Source organism: Planctomonas sp. JC2975 (genome assembly GCF_012985205.1).
In the GTDB taxonomy this organism is placed as follows: Bacteria; Actinomycetota; Actinomycetes; order Actinomycetales; family Microbacteriaceae; genus Humibacter.
In genome coordinates this window covers 316,110-334,360 of record NZ_JABEKS010000002.1, presented here as the reverse complement: position 1 = coordinate 334,360, position 18,251 = coordinate 316,110, and the positions used below count along the sequence as shown (strand labels likewise).

18 protein-coding genes are annotated in these 18,251 nt (G+C 68.5%); 10 read left to right on the top strand and 8 right to left on the bottom strand.

Annotated elements, in window-relative coordinates:
• Window positions 1-6: 6 nt before the first annotated feature.
• Window positions 7-900: an NAD(P)-dependent oxidoreductase gene (locus tag HII28_RS14935; protein WP_170026507.1), complete on the bottom strand. Its 894-nt coding sequence runs from the start codon at window positions 898-900 to the stop codon at window positions 7-9.
• Between the two features lie 454 nt (window positions 901-1,354).
• Here HII28_RS14935 and HII28_RS14930 point away from each other — a divergent pair, with 454 nt between their 5' ends.
• The gene (locus HII28_RS14930; RefSeq protein WP_170026505.1) at window positions 1,355-3,010 is read left to right on the top strand and encodes an FAD-dependent oxidoreductase; all 1,656 of its coding nucleotides are present in this window, start codon (window positions 1,355-1,357) and stop codon (window positions 3,008-3,010) included.
• Window positions 3,011-3,038: 28 nt separating this feature from the next.
• On the opposite strand, the gene HII28_RS14925 is transcribed toward HII28_RS14930, so the two are convergent.
• The 4 genes from HII28_RS14925 to HII28_RS14910 all read right to left on the bottom strand — a co-directional run bounded on the left by HII28_RS14925 (window position 3,039) and on the right by HII28_RS14910 (window position 7,041).
• Window positions 3,039-3,971, bottom strand: coding sequence for a ketopantoate reductase family protein (locus HII28_RS14925; protein WP_205864954.1), 933 nt, complete (start codon window positions 3,969-3,971; stop codon window positions 3,039-3,041).
• A 203-nt stretch (window positions 3,972-4,174) separates the two neighbouring features.
• Window positions 4,175-5,140, bottom strand: a complete 966-nt coding sequence (locus HII28_RS14920; protein ID WP_170026503.1) for an alpha/beta fold hydrolase — start codon at window positions 5,138-5,140, stop codon at window positions 4,175-4,177.
• A gap of 77 nt (window positions 5,141-5,217) precedes the next feature.
• Window positions 5,218-6,054 (bottom strand): AraC family transcriptional regulator, encoded by an 837-nt coding sequence (locus HII28_RS14915; RefSeq protein WP_205864953.1) that lies wholly within the window; start codon window positions 6,052-6,054, stop codon window positions 5,218-5,220.
• Window positions 6,055-6,198: 144 nt separating this feature from the next.
• A complete protein-coding gene (locus tag HII28_RS14910; protein ID WP_346769353.1) occupies window positions 6,199-7,041 on the bottom strand; it encodes a DUF3097 domain-containing protein in 843 nt (280 codons plus the stop codon).
• A gap of 196 nt (window positions 7,042-7,237) precedes the next feature.
• On the opposite strand from HII28_RS14910, the gene HII28_RS14905 reads away from it, so the two are divergent.
• From HII28_RS14905 to HII28_RS14880, 6 genes are all read left to right on the top strand, one after another.
• Complete coding sequence (locus tag HII28_RS14905) at window positions 7,238-8,227, top strand: SDR family oxidoreductase (protein WP_170026500.1); 990 nt, start codon at window positions 7,238-7,240, stop codon at window positions 8,225-8,227.
• A gap of 137 nt (window positions 8,228-8,364) precedes the next feature.
• The gene (locus HII28_RS14900; RefSeq protein WP_170026498.1) at window positions 8,365-9,000 is read left to right on the top strand and encodes an NAD(P)-binding domain-containing protein; all 636 of its coding nucleotides are present in this window, start codon (window positions 8,365-8,367) and stop codon (window positions 8,998-9,000) included.
• 203 nt (window positions 9,001-9,203) lie between these two features.
• On the top strand, window positions 9,204-10,079 hold the full coding sequence (locus tag HII28_RS14895; RefSeq protein ID WP_170026496.1) for an arginase family protein: 876 nt from the start codon (window positions 9,204-9,206) through the stop codon (window positions 10,077-10,079).
• A gap of 103 nt (window positions 10,080-10,182) precedes the next feature.
• Window positions 10,183-11,661, top strand: coding sequence for an NAD(P)/FAD-dependent oxidoreductase (locus HII28_RS14890; protein WP_170026494.1), 1,479 nt, complete (start codon window positions 10,183-10,185; stop codon window positions 11,659-11,661).
• 44 nt (window positions 11,662-11,705) lie between these two features.
• Complete coding sequence (locus HII28_RS14885) at window positions 11,706-12,170, top strand: Fe-S oxidoreductase (RefSeq protein ID WP_240978049.1); 465 nt, start codon at window positions 11,706-11,708, stop codon at window positions 12,168-12,170.
• Window positions 12,167-13,057 carry an SDR family NAD(P)-dependent oxidoreductase gene (locus HII28_RS14880; protein ID WP_170026492.1) on the top strand — a complete coding sequence of 297 codons (891 nt, stop codon included), beginning with the start codon at window positions 12,167-12,169 and terminating at the stop codon, window positions 13,055-13,057. Before HII28_RS14885 ends, HII28_RS14880 begins: the two co-directional genes overlap by 4 nt.
• Before the next feature lie 126 nt (window positions 13,058-13,183).
• Here HII28_RS14880 and HII28_RS14875 read toward each other — a convergent pair whose 3' ends face one another.
• Window positions 13,184-13,648 carry an SIP domain-containing protein gene (locus tag HII28_RS14875; protein ID WP_170026490.1) on the bottom strand — a complete coding sequence of 155 codons (465 nt, stop codon included), beginning with the start codon at window positions 13,646-13,648 and terminating at the stop codon, window positions 13,184-13,186.
• Window positions 13,649-13,708: 60 nt separating this feature from the next.
• Window positions 13,709-15,148: an amidase gene (locus tag HII28_RS14870; protein WP_170026488.1), complete on the bottom strand. Its 1,440-nt coding sequence runs from the start codon at window positions 15,146-15,148 to the stop codon at window positions 13,709-13,711.
• Between the two features lie 133 nt (window positions 15,149-15,281).
• Between HII28_RS14870 and HII28_RS14865 the strand changes: the two genes are divergently transcribed.
• From HII28_RS14865 to HII28_RS14855, 3 genes are read left to right on the top strand one after another with little or no spacing between them, the layout of a single operon-like run.
• Window positions 15,282-15,644, top strand: a complete 363-nt coding sequence (locus HII28_RS14865; RefSeq protein ID WP_346769352.1) for a GntR family transcriptional regulator — start codon at window positions 15,282-15,284, stop codon at window positions 15,642-15,644.
• The gene (locus HII28_RS14860) at window positions 15,641-16,570 is read left to right on the top strand and encodes an ABC transporter ATP-binding protein (RefSeq protein WP_170026485.1); all 930 of its coding nucleotides are present in this window, start codon (window positions 15,641-15,643) and stop codon (window positions 16,568-16,570) included. Before HII28_RS14865 ends, HII28_RS14860 begins: the two co-directional genes overlap by 4 nt.
• Entirely contained in the window at window positions 16,567-17,334 is a 768-nt protein-coding gene (locus HII28_RS14855) for a hypothetical protein (protein ID WP_170026483.1), read from the top strand. Before HII28_RS14860 ends, HII28_RS14855 begins: the two co-directional genes overlap by 4 nt.
• A 235-nt stretch (window positions 17,335-17,569) precedes the next feature.
• On the opposite strand, the gene HII28_RS14850 is transcribed toward HII28_RS14855, so the two are convergent.
• The gene (locus HII28_RS14850) at window positions 17,570-18,148 is read right to left on the bottom strand and encodes a GNAT family N-acetyltransferase (RefSeq protein ID WP_170026481.1); all 579 of its coding nucleotides are present in this window, start codon (window positions 18,146-18,148) and stop codon (window positions 17,570-17,572) included.
• Window positions 18,149-18,251: the final 103 nt, after the last annotated feature.

Below are 18,251 nucleotides of genomic sequence, written 5' to 3'. Positions count from 1 at the left end.
GCCGCGTCAGCGTCGATCACCCAGTCCGCCGAGCACGGCGACCATGTCGAGTCTGCCGTCACCGCGGGCCGCAGCCGACTCGAAGAGCGAACGACTCGTGCTGACGAGATCCACCGGCACTCCGGCGCTCATGGCGGAAGCTTCCACCAGTTCGCAGTTCTTCAGCACGTCGGAGATGGATGCCTGCGGAGACAGGTCCCCGCTGACGAGCTTCGCGGTCTTGACTCGCGAGATCGGCGATGACATCTGGCCGGCGTCGACGATGGACCTCAGCTGGTTCGGGTCCAGGCCGTTGGCCTCCGCGAATCGGAACGCCTCGGCGAGACCGGTGACCACCGAGATGAGGAAGACGTTGACGGCGAGCTTCATGGTGAGCGCAGCGGGAACGAGCCCGCACACGGTCGATGAGACGCACATCAGATCGACGAGGGGACGCACGCTGTCGACGGCACTGGGTTCTCCCGCGAGCATGCCGACCAGCTCCCTGTTCCGAGCAGGCTCCGCAGAGCCGGAAACGGGCGCCTCGACATAACGGCCGCCGGCCTCACGCACGCTCCGTTCCAAGTCGGCGGAGTAAGCGGGCGAAACCGTTCCCATGTAGACCAGCGTCTTGCGCCTGACCAGGCGGCCGAATTCCTCCGTGCCGTGGGACAGCACCTCATCGATGACCGCACCGGTCGAGAGCATCATGAGGACGACGTCGCACGAGGCGAAGAGGTCGGCCACCGTCCGTGCCGGATGCGCGCCGTCGGCGACGAGTCGATCCAGAGGCGCCCGGGACCTGTTCCAGACGGCCAGCGGGACGCCTGCCGCGAGCAGATTCCGTGCCATGGGTTCTCCCATGAGTCCCGTTCCAAGGAACCCGACCCGGCGTACGCCGGCCGCCGCGTCCGTCGTCATGCCTCACCCCCGACTCTCCCGTTCCGGCATGCCCGCCTGATGACGGGACACCTCCATCGTTCGTTTCGATTCGCTGACCGGCAATGCAGCCATCGCACGAGGTTGCGGAGTACTTCCTGTCGGCAGGGGTACTGCCCAGATCGCTGTCAGTACCGGATCGCATCGATGGGACGCACGCGCACCGCGATCGCCGCCGGGAGCACTCCAGGGGAAGCGGCCGTCATCCCGCGCCAGGCTGGCAGCGGGCTCGGGCCGAGAACATCATCACGAAGGAGGAAATCTGCGAATCGCGGCCCCCGACCGTGCTGATTCGGGCCGTGTCCCCGGACTGGGCACTGCCCAGTCCGATGTACTCCTGGTACCGTCACCGGATGTCCGCAGAGTTCGATGAATCCTCACTTCTGAATGATCGCGGCGGCCCGATCGCGCCGTGCGAGCCGCTGAGGAGCGCGTCGTGATCACCGTCGAGGAGCTGCGCGGCATACCGGTGTTCGAACCGCTGCCCATCGAGCCGCTGGAGTATCTCTCGCGCGCGGTCGAGGACATCCGCCTCCTGCCAGGCGAATACTTCGCGCACGAGGGCGATGACCGCGCCTTTTTCGTCGTCGTCGAGGGCGGCGCCGAGATCACCAAGCTCGTGAACGGCGACGAGATCGTGATCGGCACGCGCACGCCGGGCCAGTTCTTCGGCGAGGTGCCGATGACGCTGAGCACGCCGTTCCCTGCCAGCGGCCGCGCGGCGGGCACCGCACGCATCATCAAGCTGGATCCGACCGCGTTCTACACGCTCGGCGGCATGGCACCGAGCATCCCGGCGAAGGTCGCCGCCCTCGCACGAAGCTATCTCGACGACCTGCAGCACTGGGCGTCGGAGCAACCGGACATCGAGGTGCACGTCTACGGGCCTCGCCAGGATGCCGCAACCCACGACATCGCGGGATTCCTCACCCGCAACCAGGTCGCCTTCGACGTGGTCTCCGTCGAGCCGGAGCCCGGGCGACGGTACCCGGTCGTCGAACTCGCGGGCGGACGCCGCATCGAGGCGCCGAGCGCGCGCGACCTCGCCGGAGCCGTCGGGCTCGACGTGCAGCCGGCACGTGGCGCCTACGACCTCATCGTTCTCGGCGCCGGCCCGTCAGGGCTCACCGCCGCCGTCAACGGCGCTGCCGAAGGACTGAACAGCGTCGTCATCGAAGCACTCGCGCCGGGCGGACAGGCCGGCACCTCCACCAGAATCGAGAACTACACCGGATTCCCGTTCGGCATCTCCGGCGACGACCTCGCCAGCCGGGCACTGAAGCAAGCGAAGCGGCTCGGTGCCGAGATCGTCGTGACGCGATCCGTCATCGACGTGCGTCCGGATCGACACGAGGTCGTGCTCGACGGCGGGGACCTGCTCCGTGCACGTGTCATCGTGCTGGCAACCGGGGTGCAGTGGCGGACGCTGCCGCTGGCATCTGTCGGCCGGTATCTCGGCACGGGTGTCTACTACGGTGCCGCACGCAGTGATTCGGGACTCGCGCAGGGCGCCGACATCTGCATCGTCGGTGCGGGCAACTCGGCCGGCCAGGCTGCCATCTTCTTCTCCCGGTTCGCCCGATCGGTCACGATCCTGGTGCGCGGAGACTCGCTGGAGGCGAGCATGTCGCGCTACCTGATCGATCAGATCGCGGCGAACGACGGCATCCGAGTGCGCACGCACAGCGAGGTCGTGGGGCTGCACGGTGACTCGACCCTCGAATCCGTCGACGTGCTCGACAAGGACGACGGCAGCACGACCAGCGATCCGTTCTCCGTGGTCTTCGTGATGATCGGAGCGGATGCCGTCACCGGCTGGCTTCCCGAGAAGATCGCCAGAGACGACCACGGCTTCATCCTCACGGGTGCCGACGCGGCGGACACGCCGCAATGGACGGCGGATCGGCGTCCATTCGCGCTCGAGACGAGCGCGCCGGGCGTCTTCGCCATCGGCGACGTGCGATCCGGATCCGTCAAGCGCGTCGCCGCAGGGGTCGGCGAGGGCGGAATGGCTGTGGCGTTCGCGCATCAATACCTGGCACTGGAGGGTCGGGAGGATCAGTCCGATCCGAGGTCAGCCGACCAGAGGTGAGCCGAACCGAGGTGAGCCGCTCGGACACCTAGGCCGGCTGACCGTCCACGAACGGCGCAAGGAGCCCGGCGATCGTGCGGTTCACGGGAGCGTCCACTCCGAGCTGATCCGCGAGGTCGACGACTCCCCCGCTCAGCCACGGCAGTTCGAGGCGCCTGCCCTCGGCGAGATCGTTCGCCATCGATGCCGTCATCGTCGGCGCGACGGTGTCGACGAACGCGAGGCGCTCGTCCACGAGCCCGGGATCCAGGTCGACACCGCGCGCACGACCTACCTCGAGCACTTCGCCCATCACCTCGCCGAGGAGTCGTCTGGCCAGCGGGTTCGACCGGATAGGCCCGATCGGGAGGCGCGTCGCCGAGGTGAGGGCCGACATCCCGACCAGGAAGACGTACTTCTCCCACAGCACGCGCTCGATGTCGTCGCTGACGTCGGCGTCGATGCCGGCGGCCTTGCAGCGCTCGACGAAGTCCACCACGCGGGCCGACCTGCTGTGGTCGTACTCGCCGACGACGATGCGCTGCATCGCGCCGTGATGGGCGATCACGCCAGGGCGTTCGATGAAAGCCGAGATGTAGCAGGCGCCTCCGAACACTCCGGCGGCCGACACGTGACGTCGGAGCACGTCGTCCTTCAGCACGCCGTTCTGCAACGAGACGATCGAGGCGCCGGCGGCGATGAGCGGGACGAGCCGCTTCGCCACGTCGTCTGTGTCCCAGAGCTTGACGGCGACCACGACGAGGTCGGCCTCCCCGATGTCTTCCGGGTGCTCGACGACCGTCACGTTCTCGAGATGCTGCGGGTGGACGTCGCTCGTCACGACCAGTCCGTGCTCCCTGATGGCCGCACCGTGCGCTCCGCGTGCCACGAAGACGACGTCCTCCCCGTTCGCCGCCAATTGGGCCCCGAAGTATCCGCCGACTCCTCCTGCTCCGATGATGGCGATGCGCACGACGACCACTCCCCTGACTCGACCGATGCCATGCTCGCCGAGCGCCAGGCCCGCCGGTACGTCCGCGTCGAGGACGATGCCCGCCGCGGTGAAGCAGCACCTGGATCGGGAACGGATGCCGCAGCACCGGAGCCTATCCAGCACGCCGCATGCCCGCGTTCCTCCGTCCTCACGTGCGCGGGGAGGACAGTGGCGCCCTGGGCCGCGGCGACTCAGTTCGCCGCCCGGTCGCCCTTCGCGGCGACCTGGGACAGGAAGCGCCGGAGCAGACGGACCGTCTCCGCCGTGTCCTCCAGCATCGGCGTGTGCCCGACACCCGGCAGCAGCTCGAGCCTCGCGCCGGGTACCGCGAGATAGGCGGAGGCCGCCGACGGGCTCCAGCGCTTGTCCGCGTCACCGAAGAGGACGAGAAGCGGCAGACCGAGCGGCACGAGCCTCGACGGCAGGTCGCGTTCTTCCAGGTAGTCCCGCGCGGCGCGATCCGTACCGACGAACGCCGGATACGTCATCTGGATGGCGGCCCGCACCATCTCGTTCGGGAGCTCGACGTCACGCGTGACGGCGCTGGCCGCCGCGGCCCGCACCATCCCCTCTGTGCGCAGCGCCCACACGAATCGTCCGATCCCCGGTGCGAGCAGCACAGTGAACGCCGGACCGTCAGGGGCTGCGGCCTCGAGGTCGGGTCCGCCGTCGATCAGCCCGACAGCGCAGACCAGATCCGGGCGCGCCTCGGCCAGTGCGGTCGCTACGAGGCATCCCATCGAGTGCGCGACAACGCTCACCCTGCCGGCATCGAGCCGGTCGAGCGCCTCGCCGATGCGTCTGGCCTGCGCGAGGATCCCGTATCCGTCCGTCGAGGGCGTCGAGCGTCCGTGCCCGAGCAGGTCGACCCGGATGACACGGAATTCGGCGGTCAGCGAGGGCACGATCGGATCCCAGACGTGCACATCCGAGGCCGTTCCGTGGATCAGCACGAGCGCCGGTGCGTCCTGAGGCCCGGCGACCACGACGTGGAGCTCGCCGGCGGCGAGCGAGAGGAACAGCTCGCGCCCGTCGCCGTCGCCGGCGACGGCACCCTCTATCGAGTCCGACGAGATGGACGCAGGGTGGGGGTCCGAGCCCGGTCGGGCGGCCACTCCGAGCCGGCGGGCCGCCTCAGCGGTTTCGTGTTCAGTCATGCCGTCAGCGTCGTCCATCGGCGGAGCGGATGTCTTGGACGAATGTTCCCGCCGGTTCCTCGCCGCCTAAGGCGAGATCACACGGCGGTGTATCCGGGATTGCGCCAGGCCACGTCGTCGACGTCCAGCCAGGGCGCCGTGGCGATCGCGGAGGGCGTCGAGCCGGTGAAGTCCGCGACCTCCCGGCTCAGGTGGGACTGGTCGGCGTAACCGACCTCTGCCGCCACGGTTCCCGGTGCGCTGCCGCGTGCCAGGCGGTGCACGGCCCGATCGAAGCGGATGAGTCGGCCGGCGCCTTTCGGGGTCAGTCCCGTCTGCGCCCTGAACCTCGACCACAACCGCTTGCGGCTCCAGCCGACCTCGGCCGCCAGCGCCTCGACCCGCGCCGATCCGTGCGAGACCACGAGCCGACGCCACGCCTGAGCGACTTCCGGATCCCGAGCGCCGGACCCGGACGCCAGAGACGCCACCGCCTCGGCGACCAGGGCGAACCGCTGCTCCCAGGAGGACGCGTGTCGCAGCCGGCTCTCCAGGCGCGCGGCGGGGCGGCCCCAGACATCCGTCACGGCAGCGGCGGAGCCGAACTCGGACGGCATGCCGATCGCGTGCGCCAGAAGCGGTGACAGCCGCACCTGAAGGCACTCGACATCGCTGCCGTGCCCGCGCAACGACTTCGGTGCCAGCCCGATCGCCACGCTGCCGCTGAGCGTGCGGCCGTCGCCGTCGTCGACGTGCACAGGCGCGTCGCCGAGGTCGAGGAACAGGGTCACCGCTGGGTACGGCACCACCTGGAGGTCGCCGATGCTGCGCTGGGCGCGGAAGCCCGCCATGGCCATCCCAGAGGGAAGGACATGCGAGGGTACGACGACACGCACGGAGTCTCCGATGCGGCCGTCGGACGCGACCGGCCCCATGCGCTCATGATACGAAGGCGTGCGCTCCCGGCGCCCATCGCTCGTGTTCGCGTTCACCGCTCGACGCAGTCTGCCGGTGTTCGCATTTCGAGCTCGACACGCTCGATCACGTGCGGACTGGAAGCGAGCTTCCGGTCCGCTCCCTCAATCGCTGGTGACGAAGTCGATCAGCTCTTCGACGCGACCGAGGAAGGAGGGTTCCAGGTCGCGGTACGTCGTCACCGTCGACAGGATGCGCTGCCACGCCCGCGCGATGTCCGCCTGGTCATCGTGCGGCCATCCGAGCGCCGCGCAGATGCCCTTCTTCCACTCCACGTTGCGCGGGATCTGCGGCCACGCCTTCAGCCGGACACGCTCCGGCTTCACCGCTGCCCAGACGTCGATGTACGGATGCCCGACGATCTTCACGCTGGATCCGTGCGGGCCGCGGGCAACGGCATCCGCGATCCTCGTCTCCTTGGACCCCGGAACCAGGTGGTCGACGAGCACGCCGATGCGCTTCCCCGGCCCGGGCTTCGTGTCGCGCAGGATCTCGGCGAGGTCGTCGATGCCGCCCAGGTACTCGACGACGACGCCCTCCAGCCGCAGGTCGTCGCCCCACACCTTCTCGACGAGCTCGGCGTCGTGCCGGCCCTCAACGAAGATGCGGCTGGCGCGCGCGACGCGGGCCGGCGCATCCGCGACGTGGAACGAACCGGATGCGGTGCGCACCCGCCCTCGCGGTCCCGCTTTCGTCGGCGGCACGAGCACCACCGGCTTCCCGTCCACCAGGAATCCGCCACCGAGCGGGAACGCGCGCACCCTGCCGTTGCGGTCCTCGAGCTGCACGAGCCGGTTCTCGATGCCGACGATCGCGCCGGTGTAACCGGAGTCGGCGAGTTCGACGACGAGGTCGTTCTCCGCTTCGAGCGTCTTCGGCTGCACCAGTCCTCTGGCGCGCCAGTTGCCAGCGAGAACGTCGGATCCGTACGGGTCGTCGAAAGTCACTCGTCCACGGTAGGGGCTCCCACCGACTCGTCTTCGTCGTCGGGGCCGTATGTTGCCGACAGGGCGACGTGTTTCCGCGAACGACCGGCTGAGTCGGCAACATGCTGCCCGTCGTCGGCCTCGTCGATACGCCCGAGGGGGCGCGTCACGTCCGATGGCGCCAACGCGCACGGGGCGTCGATGCCAGGATCGGAGCATGGCTTCGAAGACGATCCTTTTCATCGGCGGCACCGGCACCATCAGCTCGGCGTGCGTGGCGCGCGCGGTCTCGCGCGGCGCATCCGTCACCGTGCTGAACCGCGGACAGTCGCAGACCCGCCCGCTGCCCGAGGGAGTCGAGGAGCTGGAGGCAGACGTTCGCGATGCATCCGCCGTGGACGCCGTGCTCGGCTCGCGCGAGTTCGACACCGTCGCCCAGTTCATGGCGTTCACTCCCGAGCACGTCGCGGCGGATGTCGCCCGGTTCGCGGGCCGAACGGGGCAGTACGTGTTCATCAGCTCGGCGAGCGCTTATCAGACGCCGCCGGCGCGCATCCCGGTCACCGAATCCACGCCGCTGCGCAACCCGTTCTGGACATACTCGCAAGACAAGATCGCGTGCGAGGACCTCCTGGTGCGCGCGTACCGCGACGACGCGTTCCCCGCGACGATCATCCGTCCGTCGCACACCTACGACCGCACCTCCATCCCGACCTCCGGCCACTGGACCGACATCGCTCGCATGCGCGCCGGCAAGCCGGTTGTCGTGCACGGCGACGGCACGAGCCTGTGGACCATCACGCACAACACCGACTTCGCCGTCGCGTTCGACGGGCTCATGGGCAATCCGCTCGCCGTCGGCGACACGTTCCACATCACCGGCGATCACGCGCCGACCTGGGACCAGATCTATACGTGGCTCGGCCAGGCCGCAGGAGTCGAGCCGGTGCTGGCGCACGTGGCATCCGAGACGATCGCACGCATCGCTCCCGACCTCGGCCCCGGCCTGGTCGGTGACAAGGCGCACTCGATGGTCTTCGACAACAGCAAGGTCAAGGCGCTGGTGCCCGAGTTCGCGACGACGGTCACGTTCGACCGCGGCGCCCAGGAGATCGTCGAGTGGTACGACGCCCACCCCGAGCAGCAGCGCTTCAACCCCGACCTCGATGCAGCATTCGAGCGGATGCTCGCCACGATTCCCGCGTGACGAACTGATCCGCTCGTCGCCGGTTCCACACACGACCGACGGCGGCAGCGGATACCGCCGAAGCGGCCGGTGAGGATTTCGAGGAAACGATCCGACATCCGGGAATCGTTCCCGGCCGAGACCGGTTGACCTGAGCCATGACGACCATCGGACTCATCGGAGCAGGACACATCGGATCGCAGATCGCCCGCCAGGCGATCGCGCACGGATATGACGTGGTGGTGAGCAACTCGCGAGGACCCGAGACGCTCGCCGACCTCGTAGCGGAACTGGGCGACCACGCCCGCCCGGCAACGGCAGCCGAGGCAGCTGGCGCCGCGGACATCGCCGTGGTGACCATCCCGTTCCTCGCCATCGACAAGGTTCCCGTCGAGCCCTTGAACGGCAAGGCCGTGATCGACACGAACAACTACTACTGGGAACGCGACGGGCACATCGCCGAGCTCGACGACCTGAGCGAGACGAGCTCGGCGAAGCTGCAGCAGCATCTGCCGGACGCGCACGTCGTGAAGGCGTTCAACCACATCTTCGCCTCGGCCATCACCGATGAGGCGCAGGATGCAGGCACTCCCGACCGCCGCGCGCTCGCGATCTTCGGAGACGACGCAGCCGCCAACGCGACTGTCGCCGCCTTCATCGACGCGATCGGGTTCGACACCGTCGACGGCGGACCGCTGAGCGAGAGCTGGCGGATCCAGCGCGACACCCCCGCATACGGCCCTCGCCTCACGGCGGAGGAGCTGCGCAAGGCCCTGGCCTCCGCGACCAAATAGCGCGAAGCGCAACGGCGAGGTCCCTGAGCGCCGGGAGAAGTGCCGAGTGCCGACCGCCGAGACGGCGGTCGGCGCTGGGCCCCACGAGCCGGTTCCGGGCGGCGTGGTTCCGCCGTCCGGCCGAGCAAGAGGGAGCGTCGCGGCGGAGGCCAGAAATGGCCTCCGCTCTCAGCTCCAGCGCGCGGGAAAAGTAGTCTGTTCCAATGCCGACCCGATTTCTGATCGTCCCGCAGTGGCAGGGATCGAGTTCCTCTCGCGCGATGCAGCTCATGGATGGGGCCGCCGCGGTCGCCGGCGACCTTCCGGCGTCGGCCACGACCACTGTCGACGTGCCGATGGAGGCGGGCGAGTCGCTCGGATCCGGGGTCAATCGCCTGTCGTCGATCTCCATGATCCGGGACAGGGCGGCCGCCGCTCTCACGGAGCTGTCTGCGATCGGCGACGGCCTGATCGTGACGATCGGCGGCGATTGCGCCGCCGACCTCGCGAGCGTGCAGCACGCTGTGTCGCGGCGACCCTCCGGATCCGTCGCACTCGTCTGGTTCGACGCGCACGGCGACCTCAACACCGCCGAGTCTTCGCCATCCGCGGCGTTCCACGGAATGGTGCTGCGGGCGCTGCTCGGCGAGGCCCCGGATCCGCTGGCATCGGTCGGCGACGCCGTTCTCGCCCCGCACTCCGTCGTGCTGGCCGGAACGCGGGAACTCGACGACGGCGAGGCGGCCTACGTGGATGAGGCGGGTATCCGACTCGTCACGATCGAGGAGCTGCACACACCAGACGCCCTCGTGGATGCCGTCGTCGCAACGGGCGCCGACTCCGTGTACGTGCACGTCGATCTGGATGTGCTCGACCCTGGCGCGATGTCGGGCGTGCAGTTCCCCGAGCCGTTCGGGCTGCAGCCGGAAGAGGTGGTCGCCGCCATCACCGCGCTGCGTGGGCGATTCGAGCTGGCGGGTGCTGCGATCACCGAGTTCGCCCCCCGCACGCCGGATGCCGCGTCCGACGACCTCACCGTCATCCTGCGCATCCTCGGCGCACTGACGCGGCGGATGCCCGACGACGGCGCGCCGAGCTGAGCGCCGAGGCCGCCGGACCGATCCCCTGGTCGGTGCACCGGTGCACACCCGGGACGCCGGCGCACTGGCCCATCCGGCAACACACCGCGGATAGTCTGCGAGCGTGAACGAGATCGAATACGACGTCATCGTCATCGGAGGGGGCGCAGTCGGCGAGAACGTGGCCGATCGCGCAGTGCAGGGCGGTATGAAGACCGTGCTTGTGGAGTCGGAGCTCGTCGGAGGCGAGTGCTCGTACTGGGCCTGCATGCCGTCGAAGGCGCTGCTGCGCAGTGCGGCGCTGCTGAGGGCTGCGCGCAACGTGGACGGCGCCGAGCAGGCTGTCACCGGCGACCTCGACGTCGCCGCCGTGCTGCGTCGTCGCGACAAGGTGACGAGCAACTGGAAGGACGACGGCCAGGTCGAGTGGCTGAACGGCGCGAACATCGATCTGGTGCGCGGCCATGCCCGGCTGACAGGTCCGAAGCGCATCGAGGTGACGGGTGCGGACGACGAGGTTACGGTCATCACCGCGAGGCATGCGGTAGCCGTGTGCACCGGATCCGCCTCGCTGCTGCCCGACGTCCCTGGCCTGATCGACGCGGACCCGTGGACGAGCCGTGACGCGACGAGTGTGCACGAGGTGCCCTCGTCGCTCGCCATCATCGGCGGAGGTGTCGTCGCGGTGGAGATGGCGACCGCGTACGCCGGGTTCGGCGTCGAGGTGACGGTCATCGCCCGCAGCGGTCTGCTCGGCAAGAACGAGCCGTTCGCCGGCGAGTTGGTGCTGACCTCGCTGGGGGACCTCGGCGCCGTCGTGCGCACGGGTGTGTCGCCCGTGCGTGTCACCCGCGACGACGAGACGGATGCCGTGACCATCGTGCTCGACGACGGATCGTCCGTCACCGCCGGCGAGGTGCTCGTGTGCACCGGACGCGTGCCGAACACGCTCGACCTCGGACTCGAGACCGTCGGGCTCACTCCAGGCGATTGGCTGCCGACGGACGATTCGCTCCGCGTGCTCGCTCCTGCCGGCTCGGATGCCGAAGGCGGCGTGCTCGACGGCGCAGGAGAGGATGCCTGGCTGTATGCCGTCGGCGACGTCACCCACCGAGCCCTCCTGACCCATCAGGGCAAATACGACGCCCGCATCGCAGGGGATGCGATCGCGGCGCGCGCGAACGGCAAGACGCTGTCTCTGGCACCGTGGTCCACGTACGCCGCGACAGCGGACCACGCATCGGTGCCGCAGGTGACGTTCACCGATCCCGAGGTGGCGTCGGTCGGGCTGAGCGCCGCAGAGGCCGAGAAGGCCGGCATCCGCACTCGTGTGGTGGACTACGACATCTCGTGGGTCGCCGGTGCCACCATCGCCAGCGACAAGTACGTCGGCCGGGCACGCATGGTGGTGGACGAGGATCGCAGGGTGCTCGTCGGCGCCACGTTCGTCGGCCTGGATGTGGGCGAACTGCTGCACTCGGCGACCGTGGCGATCGTCGGCGAGGTGACGATCGACCGACTGTGGCACGCGGTGCCGTCGTATCCGACGCTCAGCGAGGTATGGCTGCGGCTCCTCGAGGCATACGGGCGCCCCACCGAATGAGCATCACGGGCCGGAAGAGCGAGCTCACTTCGACCCGTAGCCCGATGAGCGGGCGCAGCGAGTCGAACGGTTTCCGAGCCCGGAGCCAACGGACCGCTCGCGCTTCGCTCACGCAGGGAGCTCGGGCGTCGCTCTCCGCCTTCGCGGCGCTCCCGCGCCAGTTCCTGGTGGACTCGGCGCTGTCCTACCTCGGCTACCGGTACGCAACGGCCGTCGGCTTCGCGTGGGGCTTCTTCTGGAGCGTGGGCCGGGTGGAGAGGCGCCACGGGCTGTGGGTGTTCAGCGGGATGCCGCGGCGCACGTTCGGTCGCGGCGGCTCCTTCGTCGGCGGTTGCTACCTCACGAACGACACGCTCTCCGATGACGTGCTGGAACACGAGGCCGTGCACCAGCGCCAGTGGCGTCGATACGGCATGCTGTTCCCGGTGCTGTACTTCGTGGCGGGACGTGATCCGCTGCGCAATCGGTTCGAGATCGAGGCAGGCCTCGAGAAGGGCGGATATCGATGAGCGGTTCAGGCGGATCGAGCGGTTCGAAGCGCACGGTCGTGATCACCGGCGCGAGCTCAGGGATCGGCGAGTACGCGGCTGGGGTGCTCGCGCGCCAGGGCGACCGCGTCGTGGTCGTCGGACGCAACGCGGAGCGCACGCGAGCCGTCGCGGATCGGATCGGCGGCGAAGCACTGCTCGCGGACTTCGAGCGACTGGACGACGTGCGGGAGCTGGCATCCGCACTCTTGAAGCGGCTCGATCGCATCGATGTGCTGGCCAACAACGCCGGCGGTCTCTACGGATCGCGCGAGGTCACGGTCGACGGACACGAACGCACCATCCAGACGAACCACCTCGCGCCGTTCCTGCTCACGCACCTGCTGCACGACCGTCTCGTCGAGAGCGCGAAGGATGCGCCCGTCCGCGTCGTGAGCACCGCCAGCATGGCGAACATGTTCGGATCCCTTCGCCTCGACGACCTCGACTGGGAGCAGCGTCCATGGCGCGGCGGATGGCAGGCGTACGGCACGTCGAAGCTCGCCACGATCCTGTTCGCGCGCAGGCTGGGCGAGCTCCTCACCGGTACGGGAGTGAGCGCCTACTCGTTCCATCCGGGCACGATCGTCACGCGCTTCGGCGGGCAGTCGCCGCTGATCCGTTTCGGCAATGCCGTCACGGGCGGCAGGTACGGACGTTCGCCCGAAAGCGGCGCCGGTCCGCTCATCGCACTGGCCGGCGAGGCCGAGGTCCGCGAGCCGTCGGGCACGTATTTCGACAGATTCACGGCGAACGGCCGGGTGAATGCGCAGGCCCGTGACCCTCAGCTCGAGCGCGACCTGTGGGACGCGACTCGGCGGCTGCTCGGCATCGGCGACACCCGCGCGGCGAGCGAGTCCGCTGGTTGAGCGATCCGGCCGGTCGAGCAACCCGGCCGGTGGAGCGCTCCCGCTGGTCGAGGTTGTCGAAACGACGATCGCAGGGATCCCGGCTTCGATGAGCTCAGCCGGCGGCAGTCGGCCGGCGGGTGCGCGTCAGGGTTCGATTCGCAACCCGAAGCGCTCGGGTGCGGTGATGTTCTCGGGCGTCATGCCCACGCGTCCGGCAAGCACCTCGTAGACGCCGCTGACGCCCCGGTAGTCCCCGGTCAGGATCGCCTGGGTGTCGCCTGGCCCGTCGCAGAGCATCTCCGCGCTCCATGCGCCAACCGCGCGACGCAGCGCCTGGCCGGGGGCGCAGCGCTCCCCTGTGCCAGTACGCCCTCCGCGCACGGACCGCGGCAACCACGTCACGGTCATGCGCATGGGCACCTGCAGCGGGAAGACATCCGCCGGCTCCGGCACCTCGACGAATACCCTCCCCTTGGCGCACAGCGGCAGGAGTGCGAGCTCGCTCTGCAATTCGGCGAGCGACGTCTCGTCGCCCGTCACGACGAACTGCACACGGTCGTCTCGGTGCGCTGTGGCGCCGGTGTGCGCGGAGTGATCGGGTCTGTACATGGCCATTTCAGTATAAGGGCAGCCTTACCTAAGGTTGGCCGGGAGCCATGCGCTGCGTCTCTATGCCCCAACGCGCCACACGGGCGGGCGGCGCCGCTGCCAGCCGATCCGCCGTTGCAGTTGCGCTCCGAGCGCGAGCAACGTGGCCTCTCCGCCGGGGCGGCCGATCAGTTGCACCCCCATCGGAAGCCCTTCGGACGTCTGCCAGACCGGCAACGTGATCGCCGGCAGACCACTCACATTGAGCATCGACGTGAACGGCGTGTACTGCACCTGCTGTGCGAAGTTGAGTTCCGCGTCCTCCGAGTCGTACCAGCCGATGGGACGCGGCGTCATCGCCAGCGCCGGGGTCAGCACCGCGTCGAACGACGACAGCTGGCGGATGAGCGAACGCTCGAACGCGGTCAGTGCCACGAGTGCTCCGACGAGTTCGGACGCGCGCAACGCGCGACCCTGCTCGACCAGCCAGCGGGTGAGCGGCTCGAGCAGCGCCATGGCGTCGCCCTCGGCAGGAATGCGCGCGGCTCCAGCCTTCCACACGGTGATGAAGGCGGGTGCGTACGTCGGATCCGGCTTCAGCGCCGTCTCCTCGATCCCGTGGCCGAGCGCGGCGAACGCGTCGACGGCGTCGTCGAGGGCCGAGCGGGCCTCCGGGTCGATCGTGATCTCGTAGTCCAGGTCCCAGGCGCTCGTGGTCATCACCCCGAGCTGGAAGCGTCCCTCGCCGCGCACGGCGTGCGGGAGGAAGGCTGTGTCGTCTCCCTGCGCGAGCGTCGCGAACCGGTGGTCTACGCGTCCGTTCCGCCTGGCGATCATGCCGTCCAGCAGCAGCGCGGCGTCCTCGACGGTGCGCGCCAGCGGACCATCCACGACGAGTCCGCCCAGCGACTCGAGCCCGCTGCCCGAGGGCACCCGGCCGCGGGAGGGCTTGAGCCCGACGAGCCCACAGGCCGCGGCGGGGATGCGAACGGATCCGCCGCCGTCCGAGCCCGGCGCGAAGGGCAGCATGCCGCTGGCCACGGCGGCGGCCGCTCCCCCGCTGGATCCGCCGGCGCCGCGCGAGAGATCCCACGGCGTGCGCACGGGCGGAGCGACGAGCGTCTCCGTGTACGACGGGAGCCCGAATTCCGGTGCGCTCGTCTTGCCGAGGCTGACCGCGCCGGCGGCGTCCAGGTCGAGCACGATCTCGTCGGACTCCTCCGGAACGTAGCCGGCGAGGAGGCGCGAGCCGAATCCGGTCGGAACTCCCGCGCGACGCCACAGATCCTTGTCGCCGATCGGCAGCCCCCAGAGCGGCGCTGTGCGGGGAACTGATGCCGCCACCTGCGCCGCCCGCTCGCGCGCGGCATCCGGGGTCACTGTCACGAAGGCGCCGATCTGCGGGTTGAGCGCCTCGATGCGTCCCAGGTAGTGGTCGGCGAGCTCCACCGGCGTCACCTCACCCTTCTGCAGCAGGTTCCACTGAGCGAGCGCGGTCAGTTCGTGCAAGTCGTCGGCCATGCCACGAGCCTAGGGCGGCGTCCGCGCAGGCCAGTAGGTTCATGACCCCACCGCGACGGTGACTTTCGCGAGAAGAGTCTTGACGCAGCTTGGTCGGTTAGTTACTCTACTAATGAACCAAAGAGGAGAGCCGGTGATCGACGAAGGCAAGCCGATCTTCCAGCAGATCGCGGAACAGATCGAAAACGACATCATCTCTGGCGCATTGCCCGAGGAGAGCCAGGTGCCGTCCACGAACGAGTTCGCATCGTTCCATCGCATCAATCCGGCGACGGCCGGAAAAGGCGTCGGACTGCTGGTCGACACCGGTGTCCTGTACAAGAAGCGCGGCATCGGCATGTTCGTCGCCGCCGGTGCCCGCGAACGACTCCTCGCCGCACGACGCGAGAGCTTTCGCACCGACTACATCGCCCCGCTGCTCGCGGAGGCGAAGAACCTCGGCATCACGCCGACACAGCTCAGCCAACTCATCACGCACGAAGGAGAACCATCGTGACCACATCGACCGCACCCGTGGTCGAGATCAGCGGCCTCACCAAGCGATTCGGTGACGTCACAGCGCTCGACGACGTGAGCCTCTCGTTCAAGACCGACGCCATCACCGGCCTGCTCGGCCGCAACGGCGCAGGCAAGACGACGCTCATGCAGACCATCACCGGCCAGGACTTCGCCACCACCGGGGAGATCCGCGTGTTCGGCGAGCACCCCGTCGAGAACGCCAGAGTGCTCTCGCGCGTGTCCTTCATCAAGGAGAGCCAGAAGTACCCGGACGAGTTCAAGCCGAAGCACGTCTTCACATGCGCGCCGTGGTTCTACGAGAACTGGGACGCCGACTTCGCGGCCCAGCTCATCGATGACTTCCAGCTCCCGCTGAACCGCCGCATCAAGAAGCTGTCCCGCGGCCAGCTGTCCGCCGTCGGCGTCATCGTCGGCCTCGCCGCCCGGGCGCCGCTCACGTTCTTCGACGAGCCGTACCTCGGACTGGATGCCGTCGCTCGCCAGATCTTCTACGACCGCCTTCTCGCCGACTACAGCGAGCATCCGCGCACGATCATCCTCTCCACGCACCTGATCGACGAGGTGGCGAACATCCTCGAGCACGTGGTCGTGATCGACAAGGGCCGCATCATCATGGACGAGTCGTCCGAGTCCGCACGCGATTCGGCGACCACGATCGTCGGCCCGCGCGGCGCGGTCGAGGCGTTCATCGTCGGGCGCAGAGTGCTCCATCGCGAGGGCATCGGCGGGCTGGCATCCGTCACCGTCGAACGCCTGGATGCCGACGAGCGACGGGATGCCGTCGCTGCCGGTCTCGAGCTCGCCCCGGTCTCCCTGCAGCAGCTCGTCGTGCGCTCCACCAATTCGACAGGCGCCGAGTTCGGCGCCGAGACCTCAGCAGCCGGAAACGGAGCATCGTCATGACCGCCATCAGCACACCGGCCACCGTCGCCGATTCCACCGTCGTGCAGGGCGCAGCGCATCGCGTCTGGACCGTCACCCGGCTCCACTTCGCCAACGGATTCACCATGATCGCCCTGCCCTGGATGATCATCGGATTTGTATTCCTGATCAACATGATCATCTGGATCTCGATCTTCTTCTCGACAGGCGAGTCCCTCGAAGGAACCGAATGGTCGGGGGCAACGGCGTACATCTACGTGTACTTCGCCGTCGCAGCCGTGCAGGCGATGAACCTCACCTTCCGGTTCGCACTGGGCATGTCGGCCACGCGCCGCGACTACTACTTCGGCACCGTCGTCGCCTTCGCCCTCCAAGGTCTGCTGTTCACCGCCGTGGCGACGTTGCTCTCCTACGTCGAGGACTGGACGAACGGCTACGGCATGAACGCCCACATGTTCAGCAACGTCTACTTCGGCACCGGTCCGCTGTGGGAGCGGCTGTTTGCCGGCTTCGCGGCGTTCATGATCTGCTTCGCGCTCGGCGCCCTGGCCGGCAGCGTCTTCGTGCGGTGGCGCGCCAACGGCCTCTACGCGCTGGGGGCGATCGTGGTGCTGCTGGTGGTCGCTGGTGTGGCCGCCGCAACACTGACCGACTCCTGGGCCACCGTCGGCGCCTGGTTCCTGCAGGTGAAGGCGATCGGCGTCGTGGCGTGGCTGCTCATCCCCGGGGTCGTCGCCGCGGTCGTCGGATTCTACGTGCTGCGCAAGGCGCCTGCGAGGGAGTGACCGATCCGCCGGCCGCGACTGCGTCGCCGGCGGTGAATGGACGAGGCCTGCCGCATCCCAGTGATGCCGGCAGGCCTCGATTCGTACAGCGTCGTGTCGATCGTCTCGAGTGAAAGGAGGCGCCCGGCTGTGACGGTGAGATCACTGTATTGCCGGGCCACGACATCCGCCAGGGTTTATTACGAATTGATAACGGCAACGCGGCGAACCCACAGGATCGCCGCGCCGCAGACGCTCATTTCAGGCTCTTCTGCATGAGAACCGTGCCCAGCCAGCGGTCGAACTTGTAGCCGACGTGACCCATGCTGCCGACTTCCTTGAAGCCGAATGACCGGTGCATGGCGATGGAGGCCTCAGCGCCCTGATCGGCGATCACGGCGATCATCTCCTTGAGACCGGCGGCCTTCGACGCGTCGAGCAGGGCTTGCATGAGCACCTTGCCCAGCCCCTTGCCGGTGGATGCCTGTCCGAGGTAGATCGAGTTCTCCACCGTGTACCGATACGCCTTCTTCTGCTTCCAGGGCGTGGCGAGCGCGTATCCCAGGATCTGGCCGCTCGGCGACTCGGCCACGATGAACGGCATGCCGATCTTGCGCAGGTAGGCGTACTTCGACTTCCACTCCTTGAGCGAAGTGGTGTCCTCGTCGAAGGTCACGGTGCTGTTCGTGACGTAGTAGTTGTAGATCTCGCGCACGTGCGGCAGGTCAGCCGGGGTCGCGTCGCGGATCTCATACGCGAACGGCGCCTCCTGCGGCTCCGGTTTGCGCAGGTGCGCCGGGAGCACCCGCCGCGTCTCGTATTCCTCTTCCAGCACGGCACAAGGGTAATCGTCGGTTGTTGCGGAACTGTTTCGTGCGGCCGGCCGACGATGCCGCACGTGCGGCCGACGCATCGCGGGTGATTTGGTGACGGGGAAT

Excerpts from the sequence above, each read along its gene's own strand:
- HII28_RS14915 (WP_205864953.1), bottom strand. The coding sequence starts at position 6,054 with ATGGGGCCGGTCGCGTCCGACGGCCGCATCGGAGACTCCGTGCGTGTC.
- HII28_RS14900 (WP_170026498.1), top strand. The coding sequence starts at position 8,365 with ATGACGACCATCGGACTCATCGGAGCAGGACACATCGGATCGCAGATC.
- HII28_RS14875 (WP_170026490.1), bottom strand. The coding sequence starts at position 13,648 with ATGTACAGACCCGATCACTCCGCGCACACCGGCGCCACAGCGCACCGA.
- HII28_RS14870 (WP_170026488.1), bottom strand. The coding sequence starts at position 15,148 with ATGGCCGACGACTTGCACGAACTGACCGCGCTCGCTCAGTGGAACCTG.
- HII28_RS14905 (WP_170026500.1), top strand. The coding sequence starts at position 7,238 with ATGGCTTCGAAGACGATCCTTTTCATCGGCGGCACCGGCACCATCAGC.
- HII28_RS14895 (WP_170026496.1), top strand. The coding sequence starts at position 9,204 with ATGCCGACCCGATTTCTGATCGTCCCGCAGTGGCAGGGATCGAGTTCC.
- HII28_RS14880 (WP_170026492.1), top strand. The coding sequence starts at position 12,167 with ATGAGCGGTTCAGGCGGATCGAGCGGTTCGAAGCGCACGGTCGTGATC.
- HII28_RS14885 (WP_240978049.1), top strand. The coding sequence starts at position 11,706 with ATGAGCGGGCGCAGCGAGTCGAACGGTTTCCGAGCCCGGAGCCAACGG.
- HII28_RS14920 (WP_170026503.1), bottom strand. The coding sequence starts at position 5,140 with ATGACTGAACACGAAACCGCTGAGGCGGCCCGCCGGCTCGGAGTGGCC.
- HII28_RS14855 (WP_170026483.1), top strand. The coding sequence starts at position 16,567 with ATGACCGCCATCAGCACACCGGCCACCGTCGCCGATTCCACCGTCGTG.
- HII28_RS14935 (WP_170026507.1), bottom strand. The coding sequence starts at position 900 with ATGACGACGGACGCGGCGGCCGGCGTACGCCGGGTCGGGTTCCTTGGA.